The 20,411-nt window shown below is 72.1% G+C and carries 17 protein-coding genes and 1 pseudogene; 3 read left to right on the forward strand and 15 right to left on the reverse strand.

Annotation, left to right across the window (positions count from 1 at the left end; all coding sequences use genetic code 11):
- The 8 genes from atpA to ACX27O_RS24610 form a co-directional block, all read right to left on the reverse strand.
- Positions 1–1,653 (reverse strand): F0F1 ATP synthase subunit alpha, encoded by a 1,653-nt coding sequence (gene atpA, locus ACX27O_RS24575; protein ID WP_030333179.1) that lies wholly within the window; start codon positions 1,651–1,653, stop codon positions 1–3.
- Positions 1,654–1,746: 93 nt separating this feature from the next.
- Positions 1,747–2,568, reverse strand: a complete 822-nt coding sequence (locus ACX27O_RS24580) for a F0F1 ATP synthase subunit delta (protein WP_030333177.1) — start codon at positions 2,566–2,568, stop codon at positions 1,747–1,749.
- On the reverse strand, positions 2,568–3,107 hold the full coding sequence (locus tag ACX27O_RS24585) for a F0F1 ATP synthase subunit B (protein ID WP_030333175.1): 540 nt from the start codon (positions 3,105–3,107) through the stop codon (positions 2,568–2,570). The genes ACX27O_RS24580 and ACX27O_RS24585 overlap by 1 nt, the downstream gene beginning before the upstream one ends.
- Positions 3,108–3,133: 26 nt before the next feature.
- Positions 3,134–3,376: an ATP synthase subunit c family protein gene (locus tag ACX27O_RS24590; protein WP_030333173.1), complete on the reverse strand. Its 243-nt coding sequence runs from the start codon at positions 3,374–3,376 to the stop codon at positions 3,134–3,136.
- A gap of 66 nt (positions 3,377–3,442) precedes the next feature.
- Complete coding sequence (gene atpB / locus ACX27O_RS24595) at positions 3,443–4,237, reverse strand: F0F1 ATP synthase subunit A (RefSeq protein ID WP_030333171.1); 795 nt, start codon at positions 4,235–4,237, stop codon at positions 3,443–3,445.
- Between the two features lie 11 nt (positions 4,238–4,248).
- Positions 4,249–4,485 carry an AtpZ/AtpI family protein gene (locus ACX27O_RS24600; RefSeq protein ID WP_030333169.1) on the reverse strand — a complete coding sequence of 79 codons (237 nt, stop codon included), beginning with the start codon at positions 4,483–4,485 and terminating at the stop codon, positions 4,249–4,251.
- Positions 4,486–4,666: 181 nt separating this feature from the next.
- Positions 4,667–5,092: a hypothetical protein gene (locus ACX27O_RS24605; RefSeq protein WP_030333167.1), complete on the reverse strand. Its 426-nt coding sequence runs from the start codon at positions 5,090–5,092 to the stop codon at positions 4,667–4,669.
- Entirely contained in the window at positions 5,085–6,374 is a 1,290-nt protein-coding gene (locus ACX27O_RS24610; RefSeq protein WP_030333165.1) for a serine hydroxymethyltransferase, read from the reverse strand. Before ACX27O_RS24610 ends, ACX27O_RS24605 begins: the two co-directional genes overlap by 8 nt.
- A 35-nt stretch (positions 6,375–6,409) precedes the next feature.
- On the opposite strand from ACX27O_RS24610, the gene ACX27O_RS24615 reads away from it, so the two are divergent.
- On the forward strand, positions 6,410–7,873 hold the full coding sequence (locus ACX27O_RS24615) for an SDR family oxidoreductase (protein ID WP_030333163.1): 1,464 nt from the start codon (positions 6,410–6,412) through the stop codon (positions 7,871–7,873).
- 119 nt (positions 7,874–7,992) lie between these two features.
- On the opposite strand, the gene ACX27O_RS24620 is transcribed toward ACX27O_RS24615, so the two are convergent.
- The 4 genes and pseudogenes from ACX27O_RS24620 to prmC all read right to left on the reverse strand — a co-directional run bounded on the left by ACX27O_RS24620 (position 7,993) and on the right by prmC (position 12,440).
- Positions 7,993–10,104 (reverse strand): transglycosylase domain-containing protein, encoded by a 2,112-nt coding sequence (locus tag ACX27O_RS24620; protein ID WP_030333161.1) that lies wholly within the window; start codon positions 10,102–10,104, stop codon positions 7,993–7,995.
- A gap of 129 nt (positions 10,105–10,233) precedes the next feature.
- Complete coding sequence (locus ACX27O_RS24625) at positions 10,234–10,845, reverse strand: arsenate reductase/protein-tyrosine-phosphatase family protein (RefSeq protein ID WP_030333159.1); 612 nt, start codon at positions 10,843–10,845, stop codon at positions 10,234–10,236.
- A pseudogene (locus tag ACX27O_RS24630) lies at positions 10,846–11,560 on the reverse strand (L-threonylcarbamoyladenylate synthase).
- Positions 11,526–12,440, reverse strand: coding sequence for a peptide chain release factor N(5)-glutamine methyltransferase (prmC, locus tag ACX27O_RS24635; protein ID WP_030333155.1), 915 nt, complete (start codon positions 12,438–12,440; stop codon positions 11,526–11,528). Before prmC ends, ACX27O_RS24630 begins: the two are co-directional and overlap by 35 nt.
- Before the next feature lie 73 nt (positions 12,441–12,513).
- Between prmC and ACX27O_RS24640 the strand changes: the two genes are divergently transcribed.
- Entirely contained in the window at positions 12,514–14,058 is a 1,545-nt protein-coding gene (locus tag ACX27O_RS24640) for a GGDEF domain-containing protein (protein WP_358125171.1), read from the forward strand.
- Positions 14,059–14,118: 60 nt separating this feature from the next.
- Here the strand turns inward: ACX27O_RS24640 and prfA are convergent, their stop codons facing one another.
- Together prfA and rpmE are read right to left on the reverse strand one after the other, a co-directional pair.
- On the reverse strand, positions 14,119–15,207 hold the full coding sequence (prfA, locus tag ACX27O_RS24645; protein ID WP_030333152.1) for a peptide chain release factor 1: 1,089 nt from the start codon (positions 15,205–15,207) through the stop codon (positions 14,119–14,121).
- A gap of 133 nt (positions 15,208–15,340) precedes the next feature.
- A complete protein-coding gene (rpmE, locus tag ACX27O_RS24650) occupies positions 15,341–15,565 on the reverse strand; it encodes a 50S ribosomal protein L31 (RefSeq protein ID WP_030333150.1) in 225 nt (74 codons plus the stop codon).
- A gap of 275 nt (positions 15,566–15,840) precedes the next feature.
- On the opposite strand from rpmE, the gene ACX27O_RS24655 reads away from it, so the two are divergent.
- On the forward strand, positions 15,841–16,737 hold the full coding sequence (locus ACX27O_RS24655) for a phosphatase domain-containing protein (protein ID WP_030333148.1): 897 nt from the start codon (positions 15,841–15,843) through the stop codon (positions 16,735–16,737).
- Between the two features lie 45 nt (positions 16,738–16,782).
- Here the strand turns inward: ACX27O_RS24655 and ACX27O_RS24660 are convergent, their stop codons facing one another.
- The gene (locus ACX27O_RS24660) at positions 16,783–20,256 is read right to left on the reverse strand and encodes a phosphodiester glycosidase family protein (RefSeq protein WP_358133040.1); all 3,474 of its coding nucleotides are present in this window, start codon (positions 20,254–20,256) and stop codon (positions 16,783–16,785) included.
- Positions 20,257–20,411: the final 155 nt, after the last annotated feature.

Raw genomic sequence — 20,411 nt, forward strand, 5'->3', positions numbered from 1 at the left:
TCAGCTCTCGGCCGGGCGGTCGGTCGCGCCGTCGCGGAAGCGGGTCACCGTCTCGCGGTTCTCGTCGCCCTCAAGCGGCGCGGCCGGCGCGTCGTTGACCCGACGCTCCTCGTCCTTGTTGAGGAAGACCTGCTTGAACTCGGTGATCGCCGTGTCCAGCGAGCTGACGATGTCGTCGCCCCACTGGTTGTCGGCGATCCCGGCCAGCACACCCTCGTGCTTGTGCCGCAGGTACTGGAGGAACTCGGCCTCGAAGCGCCGGATGTCACCCACCGGGATGTCGTCCAGCTTGCCCTCGGTGCCGGCCCAGACCGAGACGACCTCTTCCTGCACCGGGTACGGCGAGTAGTTCGGCTGCTTGAGCAGCTCGACCAGCCGGACACCGCGGTCCAGCTGGGCCCGGGAGGCCCGGTCCAGGTCGGAGGCGAAGGCGGCGAACGCCTCCAGCTCGCGGTACTGGGCCAGGTTGAGCCGCAGCGAGCCGGCGACCTTGCGCATCGGCTTCACCTGGGCGGCGCCGCCGACCCGGGAGACCGAGGTGCCGACGTTGATCGCCGGACGAACGCCCTGGTTGAACAGGTCGGTCTCCAGGAAGATCTGGCCGTCGGTGATCGAGATGACGTTGGTCGGGATGAAGGCCGAGATGTCGTTGGCCTTCGTCTCGATGATCGGCAGACCGGTCATCGAGCCGCCACCCAGCTCGTCGGAGAGCTTCGCGCAGCGCTCCAGCAGGCGGGAGTGCAGGTAGAAGACGTCACCCGGGTACGCCTCACGGCCCGGCGGGCGACGCAGCAGCAGCGACACGGCCCGGTACGCCTCGGCCTGCTTGCTCAGGTCGTCGAAGACGATCAGGACGTGCTTGCCGCCGTACATCCAGTGCTGTCCGATGGACGAGCCGGTGTACGGGGCGAGGTACTTGAAGCCGGCCGGGTCGGACGCCGGCGAGGCGACGATGGTGGTGTATTCCAGCGCGCCCGCCTCCTCCAGCTGCCCCTTGATCGAGGCGATGGTGGAGGCCTTCTGGCCGATGGCGACGTAGATGCAGCGAACCTGCTTCTTCGGGTCGCCGGTGCGCCAGTTGTCGCGCTGGTTGAGGATGGCGTCCAGGGCGACGGTGGTCTTGCCCGTCTTCCGGTCACCGATGATCAGCTGCCGCTGGCCCCGACCGATCGGGGTCATCGCGTCGATCGCCTTGATGCCGGTCTGCAGCGGCTCGAACACCGACTGCCGGGACATCACGTTCGGAGCCTGCAGCTCCAGCTCGCGGTAGCCCTCGTCGGCGATGTCGCCGAGCCCGTCGATCGGCTGGCCGAGCGCGTTGACCACGCGGCCGAGGAAGGCGTCACCGACCGGAACCGAGAGCACCCGGTTGGTGCGCTTGACCCGCTGCCCCTCCTCCAGCTTGGCGGAGTCACCGAGGACGACGACGCCGATCTCCCGCACGTCGAGGTTCAACGCCACGCCGAGCGTGCCGTCCTCGAACTCCAGGAGCTCGTTGGTCTTGGTCGAGGGCAGGCCCTCGACGTGGGCGATGCCGTCACCGGTGTCGGCGACGGTGCCGACCTCCTCGCGGGAGACGTCGGACGTGTAGGAGGAGACGTAGCGCTCCAGGGCGCCGCGGATCTCCTCCGTCGAGATGGTCAGCTCGGCCATCCTCTGCTTCCTTAAAATTCAGGGGCCCGGGATACCTAGTACCAACCGGTCCGAATGGCGTCTGTCAATCCGGGCGCTGGGCGGCGAAGCCGTTCAGCGCTTCGCGAGCGCGTTGCGGGTCTCGTTGAGGCGGCGCAGGATGGTGCCGTCGTACAGGTCGGAGCCGACCCGGACGCTCACGCCACCGAGGACGGCGGGGTCGACCGTCTGCTTGACGGACACCTCTCGACCGTATATCGCGGTGAGGCTCGCACCCAGCCGACGCTCGTCCTCGTCACTCAACGGGGCCGCGACGGTCACGTACGCCACCTGCCGGTCACGCCGGTCGGCGGCCAGCTCGACCAGCCGGGTGAGCGCTCCGCTGAAGGAGCGTCCCCCGAACCCGCCGAGCGCCGCCTCGACGAGGCGGACGGTGACCGGACGGGCCTTGTCGGCGAGCAGCTCGCGGGCCAGGGTGGCCCGCTGCTCGATCGGGGCGACCGGGTCGGCGAGCGCGTTGCTCAGCGCCGGCTGACCGGCCACGACCTGGCCGAAGCGGAACAGCTCGTCCTCGACCTCGCCCAGCTCGCCGGCCTTGTCGGCGCTGGCGAGCAGCGCCTCCACGCCGAGGCGCTCGGTGCCGTCGAGCAACTCCGACGGTGCCGACCAACGGCCGGAGACCAGCGAGACGAGCAGGTCGAGCGCGTCGGCGCCGATCCGCCCACCCAGCATGTCGCCGAGCAGCGCGCCGCGGTCCGCACCGGAACGGGCCGGCTCGGACAGCGCCCGACGCAGCCGCGGCTCCCGCCGCAGCAGGGACGCCACGGAGAGGATGGCGTCGGCGGTGGAGGCCACCGCCGACGGCTCCGCGCCGCGGACGTACTCGTCGAGGCGCTCGGCCGCGATCTTGTACGACTCCCGGCTGGCGGCCTGCATCAGCGGGCCCCCGTGCTCTCGAGACCGCTCAGGAACCGGTCGACGGTGCCCTTGCGCCGTGCCTCGTCAGCGAGCGACTCGCCGACGATCTTGCTGGCCAGGTCCACCGCGATGGTGCCGACCTCCGCGCGCAGCTCGCGCACGATGGTGGCCCGCTCGGCGGCGAGCGCGTCCTTGCCGGCCTGGATGACCCGGTCGGACTCCTCCCGCGCCTTGGCGAGGATGTCCTGCCGGATGCCCTCGGCGTCGGCCCGCGCGTCGTCACGGATCTTGGCGGCGTCGGTCCGGGCCTCAGCGAGCTGGGCACGGTACTGCTCGAGCAGCTGGTTCGCCTCGGCCTGGGCGGCCTCGGCGCGCTTGATGCCGCCCTCGATCGCGTCGACCCGAGCCTGGAACGTCTGCTCCATGCGCGGGAAGACGAACTTCATCAACACGAAGCAGAGCACGGCGAAGGCCACCGAACCGACCACGACCTCCTGCCAGAGCGGGATGATCGGGTTGTGGGCGGACTCACCACCCTCAGCGGCGAGGAAGTACATGATTGCCTCCCGGTCTAGGGGCGGGATCAGGAAGCCGAACCGGCCCAGATGAAGCCGAAGGCGATGCCCAGCAGCGCCAGCGCCTCGATGACGGCGAAGCCGATCCAGACGTACGGCAGGGTCATCCGGGACGACTCCGGCTGGCGGGCGGTCGACTGGATGTAGGCGGCGAAGACCAGGCCGACGCCGATGCCGGGGCCGATGGCGGCGAGGCCGTAGCCGATGGCAGCGGTGCTACCGGTGACCTCGGCGAGAACGCTAGCGTCCATTGGTGTGGTTCCTCCTGGTTATCACGCGTGACTCTCACGCGGGACGACAACGGTTGGTGCGGTGGATCAGTGCTCGTCGGCGAGCGCGCCCTGCACGTAGCTGGCGGTGAGGACGGTGAAGACGTATGCCTGCAGGCAGATCACCAGGAACTCGAGGAAGGTGAGCGCGATGGTCATCACCCAGGAGAGCACCGAGACCGGAGCCAGCCAGGCGTTGGCGCTCAGCATCGCGAAACCGCCGAGCGTGAAGACCAGCAGGAGCATGTGACCGGCGAACATGTTCGCGAAGAGACGAACCGCGAGCGAGAACGGCCGGACGATGAAGGTCGAGAAGAGCTCGATCGGGATCAGCAGCGGCAGGATGTACCACGGTGCCGGCGGGATCAGCGAGTTCTTGAAGTATTTGACGAAGCCGTGCTTCTTGATGCCGATGTAGTTGAACAGCACGTAGCTGATGATCGCGAGGATCGCCGGGAAGGCGATGTGCGAGTTCGGCGAGATCTGGAAGAACGGGATGATCGCGAACGCGTTCGTCAGCAGCACGAAGCAGAACAGGGTCGTGAAGTACGGGGCGAACCGCACCCCCTGGTGACCGATCATGTCGACGGCGATGTTGTTGCGCACGAAGCCGTAGATCGACTCGGCGAACCACTGCTTCTTCGTCGGTACCAGTTGCGGGTTCCGGTAGGTCGCCAGGAAGAAGATGATCAGGACGCCGACCGCGATCCAGACCATCGCCGTGATCTTGGTGAACCAGATTGAGTCCTGACCCCAGGGCAGGATGCTGGGCAGGTAGAAGTCGTCCACCGTGGGTGGGAATCCCGCCTGGCCCGCTGCCAGAACGTTCGCCTGTCCGAACACCGCGTCCCTTCCTAAGTTGGCGTGCCGAGCCGGCGAACGACCAGGATGATCCCCCCGGCCATACCGAGCACGACTCCGATGCCGGTGGCGACGCCACCGGTGTCGAGCCACTGGTCAACCAACCAGCCGATGAAACCCCACACGAGCATGCCTCCGACGAGGTAGCTGAGCGCGGTCCAACCCTGACCGGCGCCGGACGGATAATCGTCCGGTTCACCGGCGGGACGGGGGGTTTGGTCACCAGCCATGACGGGGCGAACGATATCAGCCGGGAAGACGAGGCTGTGCCTCACCCCCCGCACAACCGTCGTTGTGTGGGCTTCTCGTGGGCGCCGTCGTCTGTGGGCACGCTACTCCCCTTCCGCCCGTCGGAAAATGACCGGAGGCCGACACATTGCGGCGCGTCCGAAAAGTGGGACGACCGTCAGGTCAGCTGTGCGCCCGACGAGCGTGCACCGTGGTCAGCCACCAGATGTGTACCGCCGTCCACACTGCCACCCCGGCGACGATGCCGAGGCAAAGCGGGATCAACCCGGACCAGCCGGTCGACGCCACCGCCACCAGCACCCCACCCAGCAGGCTGAACTTCAGCACGTACAGCCCCACGCCGAGCGGCAGCAGCAACTGCGGGTTGATCTGGTCGGCCCGGGCCAGCACCACAGTGGTCAGGGTGTAGCTGAACACCGTGACACCCACGCCGGCCGCCGCGCCGAGCGCCCCGGTCAGACCGCCGGTCACCCCGCCCACCAGCGCGGCGACCGCGGCCAGCACCGCCGACGCGGCCAGCAGCACCGGCAGGTGCCGCAGCCGCCACCGCCGGTCGGTGTCCGGCTCGACCACCCCGGGCTCAGCCACGGGGGTACGCCGGGAACGTCGCGACCAGCTCGGCCACCTCGGCGCCGAGCCGGGTCAGCTGGTCAGCCCCGCCCGGAGTGCCGGGATCGGTGCGCACCGCGCGGGCGATCATCGTCGCCACCTGGCGCAGCTCCCCCTCGCGCATCCCCTGCGTGGTCACGCTCGGTGTGCCGACCCGGATGCCGGAGGCCACCATCGGCGGCTGCGGGTCGTACGGGATCGCGTTCTTGTTCAGGGTGATCGAGGCGGCGTCGCAGCGACGCTCGGCCTCGGTGCCGGTCACCCCCAGCTCCCGCAGGTCGATCAGGGCGAGGTGGGTGTCGGTGCCACCGGACACCGGGCGCATCCCCTCGTCGGCCAGCCCGGCGGCGAGCGCCTGGGCGTTGCTGACCACCTGCCGGGCGTACGTCTGGAACTCGGGCTGGGCGGCCTCGCGCAGCGCGACCGCCTTGGCCGCGACCGCGTGCATCAGCGGGCCGCCCTGGGTGAACGGGAAGACCGCCTTGTCGATCCGCTGCGCCAACGACTCGCGGCACAGGATCATGCCGCCGCGCGGGCCACGCAGCACCTTGTGGGTGGTGGCGCAGACGACGTCGGCGTACGGCACCGGCGACGGGATCGCCCGGCCGGCGACCAGGCCGATGAAGTGCGCCGCGTCCACCATCAGGTACGCGCCGACCTCGTCGGCGATCTCCCGGAACCGGGCGAAGTCGATCAGGCGCGGGTAGGCGGTGGCCCCACAGATGATCAACTTCGGTCGGTGCGCCCGTGCCAGGTCCCGTACCTCGTCGTAGTCGATCAGCTCGGTGTCCGGCCGGACCGGATAGCCGACCGGGTGGAACCACTTGCCGGAGAAGTTCACCCGGCTGCCGTGGGTGAGGTGCCCGCCGTGCGGCAGGTCCATCGCCAGCACCGTGTCCCCCGGCTGCACCAGCGCGGCGTACGCGGCCAGGTTGGCGCTCGCCCCGGAGTGCGGCTGGAGGTTGGCGTGCTCGGCCCCGAAGAGCTCCTTGGCCCGGGCGATGCCGATCTCCTCCGCCCGGTCCACCTCGGCGCAGCCGCCGTAGTAGCGCCGGCCCGGGTAGCCCTCGGCGTACTTGTTGGTCAGCGTCGAACCGAGCGCCGCCAGCACCGCGGGCGAGGTCAGATTCTCGCTGGCGATCAGCTGCAGGCCGCCCCGCAACCGGTCCAACTCGCCGAGGACCACCCCGGCGATCTCCGGATCGGTGGCCCTGAGCTGGGCGAAATCCGGCCCCCAGAAGGTGCTCGTCTCGGTCTCCACAGCAAACGAGTCTAGGGGGCAGCAGACTGGGACCCGTGAGATGCCTCGTCACCGGAGCGACCGGCTACATCGGCGGGCGGCTGACGCCGCTGCTGCTCGCCAACGGGCACACCGTGCGCTGCCTCGCCCGTAAGGCGGTGCGGCTGCGCGACGTCCCCTGGGCCTCGGCGGCCGAGATCGTCGAGGGCGACCTGAGCCGACCGGAGACGCTGGCCGCCGCGTTCGCCGACGTGGACGTCGCGTACTTCCTGGTGCACTCGCTGGGCCGGTCCGACTTCGAGGCGGCCGACCGGGCGGCGGCGACCAACTTCGCGGCGGCGGCGCGGGCGGCCGGCGTCCGGCGGATCGTCTACCTGGGCGGCCCGGAACCGGCCTCCGATGCTGAGGTGCCGTCCCCGCACCTGCGTTCCCGCGCCGAGGTGGGCCGGATCCTGCTGGCCAGCGGAGTGCCCACGGCGGTGCTCCGGGCCGCGGTGATCATCGGGTCCGGCTCGGCGTCGTTCGAGATGCTGCGCTACCTGACCGAGCGACTGCCCGTCATGGTCACTCCGCGTTGGGTGCACAACCGGATCCAACCGATAGCGGTCCGCGACGTGCTGCGCTACCTGGCCGGCTGCGCCGATCTGCCGGCCGAGGTCAACCGGGGCTTCGACGTCGGCGGGCCGGACGTGCTGACCTTCCGCGAGATGATGCAGCGCTACGCGCGGGTGGCCGAGCTGCGCCGACGCGTCATCGTGCCGGTCCGTCCGCTCACCCCGTCGCTCTCGTCGCACTGGGTCGGTCTGGTCACCCCGGTGCCGAACAAGATCGCCCGCCCGCTGGTGGAGAGCCTGATCCACGAGGCGGTCGCCCACGAACACGACATCGCCCGCTACGTCCCGGACCCGCCCGACGGCCTGACCGGGTTCGACCAGGCGGTGGCGCTTGCGCTGGCCAAGGTACGCGACGCCCAGGTGGAGACCCGCTGGTCCACCGCGAGCGGCCCGGACGCGCCCGCCGAGCCGCTGCCCAGCGACCCGGACTGGTCCGGCGGCACCGCCTACACCGACGTCCGGGAGCGGGTGGTGGACGCCCCACCGGCGGCGCTCTGGCGGGTCGTCGAGGGCGTCGGCGGCGAACACGGCTGGTACTCCTTCCCCCTCGCCTGGTCGATCCGGGGCTGGCTGGACCGGCTGGTCGGTGGGGTCGGGCTGCGGCGGGGTCGACGCGACCCGCACCGCCTCCAGGTCGGTGAGGCGCTGGACTTCTGGCGGGTCGAGGAGATCGTCCCGGGCGAGTTGCTGCGACTGCGTGCCGAGATGCGGCTGCCCGGCCGGGCCTGGCTGGAGATGCGCGTGCTACCCACCGACGACGGCCGCAGCCGCTACCAGCAACGCGCTGTCTTCCTGCCACGCGGCCTCGCCGGGCACGCCTACTGGGGGTCGGTGGCCCCGTTCCACGCTGTGGTCTTCGGCGGGATGGCCCGCAACATCGCCCGCAACGCCGAACAACCCCGCTGACGTCGCCCGCCCCGCCCCCCTACCCGGCGATCTTGCACTTCCTGTCGTCGAATCACGAACTTTCGCGCCTTTTGTCTGGGCAGAAAGTGCAAGATCGCGTGGGTGACAGGTGCGGGGGGTTAGTTGCCGGCTTGGGGTTGGGTTTGGAAGGCCGTTCGCTCGCTCGGCGGGACGAAGTCGCGGACCGGTTCGTCGCGCAGGGCGTAGGACAGCACCGCACCGACCGCGTTCACCATCTGGGCCTGCACCGCCTGACCGACCGCGTCGCGGGGATCGTCCGGGTTGGCGGCCATCGAGGCGACCGCGAGCTGCGGCGTGAACGCCACCACCGTCTCCGTCTCGTACCGTTCCGAGCTGCCGGTCTTGCCGGCCACCGGGCGGCCGAGCTTCGCCCGCAGCCCCGGTGCGGTGGCACCGTCGCAGCGCCCGTACATCGACTGGTCCCCGACCGGGCAGCGAGCCGCGTCGGTGGCCGCCCGCGCCACGTCGGCGTCGAGCACCTGCCGGCAGTCCGGCTTGGCGGCGTCGACCGGCCGGCCGTTCGAGTCGGCGATCGAGACCACCGGCAGCGGCGCGCACGAGGTCCCCTCGGCCGCCACCGTCGCGTACGCGCTGGCCAGGTCCAGCGGGGTCGTCGCGGCCACGCCCAGGGTGAACGGACCCCAGTCCTTCGCGCCGTAGCGGGCCAGCTCGGCGTCGGACTTGGCCCGCAGCACGATGCCGAGCCGCTCGGCCATCTCCACCACCCGGTCGGCACCGACCTTCTCGGTGAGCCAGGCGAAGTACGTGTTCACCGAGCGGCCGAACGCGCTCCACATGGTGCGGGGGCCGTCCATCGACGACGGGCTGGCGTTCGCCGGGCACCAGCGGCCGTCGCAACTCGCCGCCCCGGTCACCGGGAAGCGGGTGAGCAGCTGGGTCGGCGCCACGAACTCGGTCGACAGCGGCAGGCCGGACTCCAACGCCGCCAGCAGGGTGAAGAGCTTGAACGTCGAACCGCCCTGGTATCCCTCGATCGCGCCACCGCCGGCGATCAACTGGTTGACGGTGTTCGGGTGGTTCTTCTGCCCGACCGGGTTGTCCGCCACGCTGTACGCGCGGTTCACCGACATCGCCAGCACCCGCCCGGTGCCCGGTTGCACGACGGCGGTGGGCACCGCCTCGGCCCGGCTCATGGGATAGATCTTCAACACCTGCTCGGTGGTGGCCCGCTGCACTCCCGGGTCCAGCGACGAGACGATGGAGAACCCGCCCCGGCGCAGCGCGCGCTGCCGCTCGTCGGCGGTCGCCCCGAACGCGGACTGGCTGCTCCACCAGCGGGTGAACCAGTCGCAGAAGAAGCCCCAGTCGTTGTGCGCGTCGGGCACCCCGGTGCAGTCGTTCGGGGTCTCGCTGGGTCGCAGCTGCAGGGGTTCGGCGCGCGCTGCCGCTGCCGCGTCCGCCGGCACCTGCCCCGACTCCACCAGCCGTTCCAGGACGTACGACCGCCGGGCCACCGCGCTGTCGGCGTCGCCGTTGATCGGGTCGTCGCTGTCCGGCGAGCGCACCAGGCCGGCGAGCAGCGCCGCCTGGGCCAGGGTCAACTCGGCCGGGGACCGGGAGAAGTACCGCTTGCTGGCCGCCGCGATGCCGTACGCCCCGGCGCCGAAGTAGGCGATGTTGAGGTAGCGGGTCAGGATCTCGTCCTTGTCGAGCTCCCGTTCCAGGGCGAGCGCGTACCGCATCTCCTGGAGCTTGCGGACGGTGGTGAGTTCGGTGGCGGCTTCCCGTTGGGCCTCGGTGAGTCGGGGGTCGTTGCTGAGCACGTTGCGCACGTACTGCATGGTCAGCGTGGAGGCGCCCTGCCGGGTCTGGCCGTCGCGTTTGTTGACGGTGAACGCGCGCACCACGCCCCGCAGGTCGACCCCGCTGTGCTGGTAGAACCGGACGTCCTCGGCGGCCACTATCGCCTGGCGCATCACCGGGGCCACCTCGTGCAGTGGCACGTCCACCCGGTCCTCCTGGTAGAAGGAGGTGATCAGGGTGGTGCCGTCGTTGGCGTAGAGGTTGGACCGCTGCGCGGTGGGCGGCGTACGGAGTGTGTTCGGCAGCTCCGAGTACGGCGTCGACAGGGCGCTGAAGCCGATCCCGAAGACCAGGGCGACGGGCAGGGCGGCGGCGGCCAGCACCAGCCCGGCCAGCACGCCGGCGATCACCACGGTCAGCAGTTTGTCGAGTTGGGCCCGGATCATCAGCTCTCCCCGCAGGAGCCGGTCACGCTAGGACCCGTTCAGAATGACCCGGAACACCCCTTTAGCCCCGGGTTTTCCCCAAACCCGGAGGAAACTCGCACCACGCCCGGGCGGCAGCGCGCACCACGCTCAGGGCAGCAGTACGCCGGCCAGCGGGTGGACCGTCTCCTCGATCTCGTCGGCGACCCGGCTGAAGCACTGGTCGCCACGACCCCACGGGTCGTCCAGGTCATCGGTGGGCAGCGCCGAAGTACCCAGCCGCGCGTCGTGGGCCGCCGCCACCACTGCCACGCCCCGGGCGTACACGGCCTCCGGGGTGGCGTCGCCCGGCGGCAGCGCGGCGGCGTCCACCGCCGCCAGCAGCCGACTGAACTCGCCGAGCACGAACGTGCGGGCCGCCGCGTCCGGGCGGAGCGCCACCACGTACTCCTGCTGGTCGGCGGTGGCGGTCAGGACCAGGTCGGCGGCGTCGATGTGGTCCGAGCGCAGCTTGCGCGCCGCGAACCCGGCCACGTCCCCGCCACGGCCGGTGACCTGCCGTGCCGCCGGCGGGTTCATCTCCTCGCCCGCGTGCCAGCCACCCGTGCCGGCGCTGTGGCTGTGCACCAGCTCCTCGGCCTGGGCCGGGTCCTGCCCACGGCGGGTCAGGCGCTCCCGCACCGCCAGGGCGAGCAGCCGCTCCGCCATCGGCGAGCGGCAGATGTTGCCCATGCACACGTGCAGAACCGTGAACGGGGGCACTCAGACCGCCCGACCGTCGACGAGATCCGGAACCACGTCGCGCAGCTTCTCCAGAGGGATCGCCCCGGCCCGCAACAGCTGCGGCACCTCACCGGTCAGATCCACGATCGTGGAGGGCACCGGGTCCGGGCACGGCCCGGCCTCCAGATAGGCCCGCACCGAGTAGCTGAGCTGATCACGCGCCTCGTTGGCGGTGACAGCGGCCGGCTGGCCGGTCTTGTTCGCCGACGACACCGCCATCGGGCCGGTCTCGCGCAGCACCTCCAACGCCACCGGGTGCAGCGGCATCCGCACCGCCACCGTGCCGGTCTTGTCGCCCAGGTCCCACTGCAGGCTCGGCGAGTGCTCGACCACGATCGTCAACGCACCCGGCCAGAACGCCTCCACCAGGTCCCGGGCGGCGGTGGGCAGCGAGAAGACCAACCCGTCGAGGGTGTGCCGCGAGCCGATCAGCACCGGCGGCGGCATCTGCCGACCCCGGCCCTTGGCATCCAGCAGCGCCTTCACCGCGTACGGGGTGAACGCGTCCGCGCCGATCCCGTACACCGTGTCGGTCGGAAGAACAACCAGCTCGCCGTTCTTGACCGCCTCGATCGCCGCAGCGATGCCGCGGTCCCGATCGGCGGGCGACCGGCAGTCGTAGAGCATCACGAGGAGTCAGTCTGCCACGCCGCCCCGATCTAGGCCCGCTGGCCGTCCGCCCGTCGGGACGCAGTCGCGAAGCGGGGACGCCCGGTGAGGTCCGGATGCTCCGCCACGGCGGTGAAGCCGCCGTCCTCGGCGAGCAGCCCGGGCACCGCCACCCCGTGGGTGTCGTCGTGCTCGACGCCGAGCACGCCTCCAGGGCGCAACAGCACCGCCGCCCGGGCGACGACCGGCCGGATCACCACCAGACCGTCCGCGCCACCGAAGACCGCCTCCGCCGGGTCGTGCCCGGCCACCTCGGGCGGGACCACCACGTCGTCCGGCACGTACGGCGGGTTGCACAGCAGCACGTCCACCCGGCCCACCAGCTCGGCCAGCAGGTCCGGCGCGGTCACGTCGGCCTCGACCACCTCGATCGGCCGGTCCCCCGCGGCCGCCCGCTCCGCCGCGTTGCGCCGCAGCCAGGTCAGCGCCGCCGGGGACCGTTCCACAGCGATCACCCGCGCCGCCGGCAACTCCTGGGCCACCGCCAGGGCGATCGCGCCCGAGCCGCTGCACAGGTCCACCACCAGCGGCTCCGGCCGACCCTGGGCCTGCTCGATGCCCCAGCCGGCCAGCAGCTCGGTCTCCGGCCGGGGCACGAAGACACCCGGGCCGACCGACAGCTCCAGGTGCCGGAACCCGGCCCGACCGGTCAGGTGCTGCAACGGCTCACGCGCCGCGCGGCGGCGGGTCAGCTCGTCGAGCCGCACCAGCTGGTCGCCGCTGAGGTCGTCGGCGAGCGCCAGCCGGCCCCGGGGAACCCCCAGCACGTACGCCGCCAACAACTCGGCCTCCACCCGGGCGGAGCCGACCCCGGCGGCGGCGAGCGAGCGGGCCGCCCGGGCCACCGCGGCGGACGGCCGGACCGGGCCTGTCCCTTCGGGGGGGTGTTGCGGCAAAGTACTCACGACATAATCATGAAGCGTCGCGGGCGACGTGACGAACAGGTGCGCCCTGGCGCGCACGACAGGAGGTTGGCGGGTGGGCTGGCTCGACCGGGTCGAGGACCAGGTTGACGCCCTCACGCACGCCCGGGCGTTGCAGGAGGCCAGCCGCTCCGCGGAGTCGTACGTCCTGCTGGAGCGGGTGATCCGCACCACCAACGACCCGGCGGCGCGAGCGGACGCCATGGTGCAGCGCCTCTCCGCGCTGATCAATCTCGGTCGAACCGCGGAGTTCACCAGGGCCATCGAGGAGGCGTCGGCGGCCGTCCGCGACCTCGCCGAGCCGTACCTGCACGGTCACCTCAACGCGCTGGCCGCGCTCGCCGCGCACCACCAGGGAGCGCTGGACCGCTGCGTCATGCACCTCGTCCGAGCGGCCCGCGCGCTGGGCGCCGTCGCCGACCCGGACCGGGACACCGCCTGGGGCTGGCACGACCTGGCCATGGCCTACAGCTACCTGAGCTTCCACGGGTACGCGCTGGGCGCCATCGAGCGGGCCCGGCAGCTCGGGCTGACCGCCGGGATCCCGGAGGAGACGTTCGCCGCACCGGGCATCCGGCTGCGCAACGCCGTGGCCCTGGACCACAACGGCGACAGCGACGGTTGTCTGCGGGTGCTGCGGGACGTGGCGGCCGACCTGGCCCGCTTCGTTCGCGCCGGGCGGGCCGGGCAGCTGCGCCCGAGCAGCCTCGCCGCGTACGGCTACGCGGCCGCCCGACAGGCCGCGCTCGGCGACCAGGTGGCGACCGAGGGCACCGAGCCAGCCCGGTTGATCAGCCACGGTGGGGACAGCGCCCGTGCCCGCGACCTGCGTCAACTGGGGCAGGTGTGCCTCGCGGTCGCCGACGGTCGACCGATCGAAGCGGTCGCCCGACTGGACACCGTCCAGGTGTCCAACGAGACGCTCGGGGCGGCCGAGCCGGCCCGACTGCGCAGCATCGCGCTGACCCGCGCCGGGGACCACCTGGCCGCGCACCGGGCCGACCGGCTGGCGTTCCGGCTCGCCGCGCAGCGCAACGACCGGCTGCGCGACGTGTACATCGACGGCATCGCCGCCCGCATCGACCACGAGGAGATGCGCCGCGAGGCGGCGCGCTTCGAGGGCGAGGCGTTGACCGACCCGCTCACCGGGCTGCCCAACCGCCGCCGGTTGGAGCGCTACATCACCGCTGTGGTCACCCGCGGCGACCGGGTGGTGATCGGCGTCTGCGACCTGGACGGCTTCAAGGCGGTCAACACCCGGCACGGGCACCACTCCGGCGACCTGGTGCTCCAACGCATCGCCGGCGTGATCAACCGGGTGATGCGCCGGGGCGATTTCGTGGCCCGCTACGGCGGTGACGAATTCGTGGTGGTGCTGCCGGACACCGGCATGGCCGAGGCCGCCGAGGTGGCCCGCCGGATCGAGGCAGCGGTCCGACTGGAGGACTGGGAATCGTTGGTGCCGGGCACCCCGGTCGGGGTGAGCATCGGCTTCGCCGAGGTCTCCGGTGGCAGCGGGCTGCGCGACGCGCTCAGCGTCGCGTTCGAGCAGGCCGACCGCGAGATGCTCCGCGCCAAGACCCGCCCCCGCGCGAGCTGACCGCCCGGCCCGCCCCGATCAGCGGCGGGTCGAGCGCCGCGACCAGGTCGAGCGCCGTGCTCAGCGGCGGGTCAGCTCGGTGTCGCCGGCGAGCCGGGCGGCACGGTCGGCCTCGGTGAGGGCGTCCAGCACCCCGTCCAGCTCGCCGCCGAGCGCCAGGTCCAGGTTGTACGCGGTGTAGCCGATCCGGTGATCGGTGATCCGGTTCTGCGGGAAGTTGTAGGTGCGGATCCGCTCCGAGCGGTCCACAGTGCGTACCTGCGCCTTGCGCGCGTCCGAGGCGGCGGCGTCGGCCTGCTCCTGCGCGGCGGCGAGCAGCCGGGCCCGCAGGATCCGCATCGCCTGTTCCCGGTTCTGCAACTGGGACTTCTCGTTCTGGCAGGAGACGACGATGCCGGTCGGCAGGTGGGTGATCCGCACCGCCGAGTCGGTGGTGTTGACCGACTGGCCGCCCGGGCCGGACGAGCGGAACACGTCGATGCGCAGGTCGTTCTGGTCGATGGTGACGTCGACGTCCTCGGCCTCCGGCAGCACCAGCACCCCGGCGGCGCTGGTGTGGATCCGGCCCTGCGACTCGGTCACCGGGACGCGCTGCACCCGGTGTACGCCGCCCTCCCACTTGAGCCGCGACCAGACGCCGTTGCCGCCCTCCGGCACACCCTTGGTCTTGATCGACAGGGAGACGTCCTTGACCCCGCCCAGGTCGGAATCCTGCGCGTCGATCACCTCGGTGACCCAACCGTGCCGCTCGGCGTAGCGGGTGTACATCCGCAGCAGATCACCGGCGAACAGCGCCGACTCCTCGCCACCCTCGCCGGCCTTGATCTCGACGATCACGTCCTTGGCGTCGTGCGGGTCGCGCGGAATGAGCAGCTCGGCGAGGCGCTCCTCCAGCACCGGCAGGGACTCGGCGATGGACTCCGCCTCACCCGCGAAGGACGGGTCCTCGGCGGCCAGCTCGCGAGCCGCGGCCAGATCGGCGCGGGCCTGCTCCAACTCGTCGGCGGCCTTGTGCAGCGGCACCAGCTCGGCGTACCGGCGGCCGACCCTGCGCGCGGTGGCCTGGTCGGCGTGGATGGCCGGGTCGGCCAACCGCTTCTCCAGCTGCGCGTACTCGTCGAGAAGGCCGGCCAGACGCTCGCTGCTCATGCTGCGGATGCTCCTTCGACGGTGCGCGACGACCGGGCCGGGCCGGGGGGCCAGCGGCCGGGCGGAAAACTGAGGGAAATGCGGACGGCGCCCGCGTCCGGCGGAAAACCGGACGCGGGCGCCGAACGAGGAGCTACTTGGCCTTCTTGGCCTGAACCTTGGCGTACTTCTGCTGGAACTTCGCGACCCGGCCGGCGGTGTCGAGAACGCGCTGCTTACCGGTGTAGAACGGGTGGCAGGCGCTGCAGGTCTCGGCGTGGATCGCCCCGCCCTTGGCGGTGCTGCGGGTCGTGAACGTGTTGCCACAGGAGCAGCTGACCTCGGTGGTCACGTACTCCGGGTGGATGTTTGCCTTCATCTCGCCTCGGTCCTCTCGTTGGTGGTCGCCGGGTCGCCGTCATCGCTCGTCGCGCCGTACGCGACGGGCTCGGGCGTGAACCGGAACCGGTGGCCGATTGACCAGTGTGCCATGGGCCTGAGCCGACCCGGTAATCGGGCCGCACACCTCGTCCGGCATCGTCAACACGTGCCTACCCGTCCGCATTCCCACCGCCCGACGGGGCATTCGCGCACCCGGCGGACCGCCGCCCGGTACCCCGGCCGGGGTACGCCCGTCGAGCCGGAGGTGCGTCGATGACCCGCCTGATCGCCACCCGGGGACTGCCCGCCTCGGGCAAGACGACCTTCGCCCGCACGCTCCAGCCGTCCGTCGCGCGGGTCAACCGGGACGACCTGCGCCGGATGCTGCACGGCGAACGGTTGTTCACCCAGTGGGCCGAGGCGCAGGTGACCGCCGTGCAGCAGGCTCAGGTCGAGGCGCTGCTGCGGGCCCGCGCGGACGTCTGCGTGGACGACACCAACCTGCGCTCGCGGACCCTGCGGGGCTGGGCCGACCTGGCCGCCCGGCACGGCGCGCAGTTCGAGGTGCACGACTTCACCGACGTCCCGCTGGACGAGTGCCTGCGCCGCGACGCCGCCCGTCCGGCCGCCGACCAGGTGGGTGCGGACGCGATCCGCCGGCTGCACGAGCGGTACCTGCGGGGGCGCACCCTGCCGTTGCCGGTGCCACAGGCACGTACCGGACGCCCCGGAACCGTGCACCCGTCGTCGACCGAGCCACCGGAGATCGTTCTGGTGGACATCGACGGCACCGTCGCGCTGGCCGTCTCCCGCAGCCCGTACGACATGACCCGGGTGGGCGAGGACCAGCCGAACCCGGCGGTGATCGCGGCGGTCCGGGCGATGCACGCCGCCGGGTACGGGGTGGTCTTCTGCTCGGGGCGGGACGCCTCCGCCCGCGCGGCCACCGAGGCCTGGCTGGCCCGGCACGTACGAGTGCCCTACCTGGGTCTGCACCTCCGGGCGGTCGGTGACTCCCGCAAGGACTCGATCGTCAAGCGGGAGATCTACGACCGGGAGATCCGGGACCGTTACCGGGTGGCCGGCGTCTTCGACGACCGCGTCCAGGTGGTCCAGATGTGGCGGGCCCTCGGCCTCACCGTCTTCCAGGTGGCCGAGGGGGACTTCTGAGCCCCGGGCGGGGGCCCTCCGCGCCGGAAGGGCCCCGCCCGCTGCTCACCGGGTGAGGGCGATGGTGGCCTCGGCGCTGAGGCCGTTGACAGTGACAATCAGGCGTATCGGCGCGCCGGACCGCAGTGCCGTCAGGGTGCCGGTGGCCGGGTCGAAGCGGGCGGTGTGCCACTGGCGCACCCCCGCCGCCGAGCCGATGTGCACCTGCGGCGACCCGGACCAGTCGGCGCTGACCGGCGCGGCCACCGGGACCGTACGCCCGCCGGGCTGGGTCAGCGTGGCGCTGACCGACACCGGGGTGCCCACCGCGACGCTGGCCGGGGCGGTCACCGTGAGCCGGTCGGCGTGCGCGTGGAACTCCGCGTCCACCCAGGCCGGCCCCTCGGCGAGCGGGTCCCGGCGAGCGCGCTCGGCCTCGGCCGGGGTGACCGGGTCCACGCCGAACTCCGTCCAGCCGGTGAAGCCGCCCTGGTCGGCGGGGGTGGATGGCGTCTTGCCGGCGTTGCCGTTGATGACGTAGGGCACCCCGTCCACCCGGTCGGCGTGGAACGTGCCGACGTGCCCGCCCACGAACAGCGCGCCCTTTCCGGTGCGGTGCTGGAAGTCGGCCATCCACTGCTCCAGCAGCGCCGCCTCCTTGCGGTCACCGAGCTGGCTGGCCTGCGCCGGGCTGGGGTCGCGCGCCGGGTGGTGGTGCAGCACGACGACCGAACCCACGCGTCGGTCGGTGGCCGCCGCGTCCAGCGTCTCGCGCAGCATCCGCACCTGGTCGAAGCCTCCGCCGCGCAGCGTCCCGGTGGACGAGTTCAGCGTGACGAACCGGGTGCCGTTGTGGTCGAACACCCGTGAGGTGGCACCGAAGGCGGCCTCGAAGTTGCTGATCGGCGCGCCCATGATCTCGTGGTTGCCGGGCACGTAGTACCAGGGCAGGGCATCGCCCAGTTCCTCGGCGAGGATGCGCTTGGCCAGCGCGAAGTCGGCCGGGTAGGCGGTGTCCACGAAGTCACCGTTGATCAGCAGGAAGTCCGGCCTGGCGGCCTTGACCTCGCGCAGCGTCCGGCGGGCCTGGGCGACCAGGTCACTGTCCGGGTCGGCGGCGACGAACTGGGCGTCGGAGAGCACCGCGAACCGCCACGGCGCGCCGTCCACGGTGCCGTCGCGGACCACCACCCGATCGGTACGCGGCGGCACCGCCGGCACGTCGACGGTCGGGGGCACCTTCGCCACCAGGTCGTCGATGATCACCTCGCTGGTGTACTGCGCCGCGGCGTTCGTCTCGGCCACGTAGAACCGGCGCACCCGCACCGGGTACTGCACCCCGGCCGGCACCGCGAACTCCACGTACCGCCAGCCGGTCCAGGTGATCAGCGGGCCGCGCAGCACGTGCTGGGTGTCCTGGGCGTCGTGCAGGTGCAGGCTCGGCCACTCCCCGGTGCCGTTGCCGTGGATCCACATGCCGAACGCCTGCGGCTGGCCGGGCACCTCGATCCAGGCCGGCGGGTCGGCGTACGCGGCCCGCGTGCCGGTGGACTGGCTGAAGTCGTACGTCATCCGCAGGCCCGTGCCGGTGTGTCCCGGCGCCGGCGCTACCGACCCGCTGGCGCGGGCCTGGCTGAACCGCCAGGATCCGGCGTCGTCGAAGCCGGCCACCGGCACGTCGGTCAGCCCGACGGTGACCGGCAGGACGGTGCTGCTCCGTCCGACGTGCACGGTGACCAGGGCGGAGCCGGTGTCCCGCAGCGCGCTGACCGCGAGGTTGCCGTCCGCGGTCGGAGTGATCCGTAGCAGGTCCCTGTCGTAGTCGAGGGTCAGGTCGGCCGGCTCGATCGGCGCGGTGTTGCCGTCGCCGTCGTACCCGACCACGCCGACCACCGCGTTGCCGTCCCGCCCGGTCAGCCCGACGCGCGGCACGGTGGCGCCGATCCGGGTCAGCGGGCCGAGCACGGTGAGACCCAGCGAGCCGGTGGCCCGGCCACGTGCCGCGGTGACCGTGCTGGCCCCCGGTGTGCCGGCGTGGAACACCCCGTCACCGCCGACCCGGCCGCGTACCGCCGGGGTCACCCGCCAGCTGGGGGCGCCGGCCGCCGGGCCGTACGTCTCGTCGTAACCAGCGGCGGTGAGGACGCGGGTCAGACCGGGAAAGACCCGGTCGGGCCGGCCACCACGCACCGGCGAGATGCCCGGGGCGGCGGTGGGGTCGCTGGCCGTCTCGACCCAGTAGCCGGTGAGCCGGCCGCTGCCCTTCGGCGCGTAGATGGCCAGGCCGTTGGGCACGGCCCGCTCGGTCCCGTCCGACGGGCCGTTCTCCACCTGCACAGCCGGTGCGCCCGGCTCCCGGGCCAGCAGCGTGGACGAGCCGCCACCGTCGAGGTTGAGCGCGTGATGGGCACCGAGTTCGGCCATCATCCGGCCCATCTCGGTCTGCGTCACGCCGCGGCTGTCGACCTGCCGGCCGTCCACCGTCAACATGATCATCTTTCGCCCGTCGGCGCTGAAGCCGACGGAGGTGCGCGGAGCCAGCGTCGGGTCGGCGATGCTCTGGACGACGCCGTCGCGGACCAGCACGTTGCCGCCTCCGACGGCAGCGTGCAGGCTGCTGCCGTCGGACGGCTTCGGACGCCAGGCCACCGTCACCGGGTCACCGGGGCGAAGACCGGCGAGGGCGTCCGCACCGGCGTCCCGGCCGAGCAGCACGGTGCTGCCGGCGGCGATCGGTCCGCTGCCGGCCACAGCGCTCACCCCGGTCACCCGACCGCCGGAGACGGTGACCTCGACCACCCGGGCCGCGCCCTCCACCGCCCGCTGCCGGGAGTACGTCCCCCAGAGTTCGGTGAACGCGCCGATGCCGTCGGCCTGCACCATGTTGTTGAACTGGGTCAGCGGCACCGGCCCGGTGGGCAGGGTGGCGCTGCCGTCGAAGTTCACCTCGATCACCCGGCCGAGCCCGCTCGTGGTGACCGCCACCGCGTTGTGGTGGCCGCCGACCGCCGACTGGATCAGCTCGCCGTCGCGGATGCCGACGCCCTGGGCGGCACCGGAGTTGTTGATGTCGAAGAAGTCACCGTTGACGGCGGCGACAGCCCGCGTGGCGTCCGCCGCCGTGCGCAGGGGCTCGGCCCGGCTGACCGCCCCGGAGTTGACGTAGTCGACGGTGGACCCACCGGCGAGGTCGGTGGTGAGGGCGTCGGCGCGCAGCCAGCCGTCGGCGTCGTACCGGTCGAAGGAGGTGAGCTGCACGCCCGGGGCGACCGGTCGGGTGGTCTTCGTGGTCTCCAGTCCGCCGGCCGGCTCCAGACCGTCGGTGGCCGAGGTCGAGGCGGTCGCGGCGGGGTCGGTGACCAGCCCGACGGAACCGAACGGCCACGACGACGCGGACGGCGCGTCCTCGGCGAGGGTGGACGGGGCGACGGTGGACGGGGCCGGCGGGGCGGCGGTGGCCGGCAGCGGCGCGGCCAGCGAGAGCAGTGGCGTCAGCAGCAGGACGCCGGTGCGGCGGGCGGATCGTCTGCGGGTACGCATGGACGACAGTCAACCCGGTCCTGAATAGAAGTTTCAAGACCCCTGGACTGAAGCGAAGGAAAACTCCACAATGACATCATCGGGGGGATCGGGCTGGGGACATGACGAAGGGGCACGACCACAACGGCCGTGCCCCTTCGTCGGTCAGCGCAGGA

The sequence above is a fragment of the Micromonospora sp. SD19 genome, assembly GCF_054462275.1.

What these genes read in the sequence shown, in the direction of transcription:
- atpA (WP_030333179.1), bottom strand. Translation starts at nt 1,653, where the DNA reads ATGGCCGAGCTGACCATCTCGACGGAGGAGATCCGCGGCGCCCTGGAG.
- ACX27O_RS24580 (WP_030333177.1), bottom strand. Translation starts at nt 2,568, where the DNA reads ATGCAGGCCGCCAGCCGGGAGTCGTACAAGATCGCGGCCGAGCGCCTC.
- ACX27O_RS24585 (WP_030333175.1), bottom strand. Translation starts at nt 3,107, where the DNA reads ATGTACTTCCTCGCCGCTGAGGGTGGTGAGTCCGCCCACAACCCGATC.
- ACX27O_RS24590 (WP_030333173.1), bottom strand. Translation starts at nt 3,376, where the DNA reads ATGGACGCTAGCGTTCTCGCCGAGGTCACCGGTAGCACCGCTGCCATC.
- ACX27O_RS24600 (WP_030333169.1), bottom strand. Translation starts at nt 4,485, where the DNA reads ATGGCTGGTGACCAAACCCCCCGTCCCGCCGGTGAACCGGACGATTAT.
- ACX27O_RS24620 (WP_030333161.1), bottom strand. Translation starts at nt 10,104, where the DNA reads ATGATCCGGGCCCAACTCGACAAACTGCTGACCGTGGTGATCGCCGGC.
- prfA (WP_030333152.1), bottom strand. Translation starts at nt 15,207, where the DNA reads ATGAGCAGCGAGCGTCTGGCCGGCCTTCTCGACGAGTACGCGCAGCTG.
- rpmE (WP_030333150.1), bottom strand. Translation starts at nt 15,565, where the DNA reads ATGAAGGCAAACATCCACCCGGAGTACGTGACCACCGAGGTCAGCTGC.
- ACX27O_RS24655 (WP_030333148.1), top strand. Translation starts at nt 15,841, where the DNA reads ATGACCCGCCTGATCGCCACCCGGGGACTGCCCGCCTCGGGCAAGACG.
- ACX27O_RS24660 (WP_358133040.1), bottom strand. Translation starts at nt 20,256, where the DNA reads ATGCGTACCCGCAGACGATCCGCCCGCCGCACCGGCGTCCTGCTGCTG.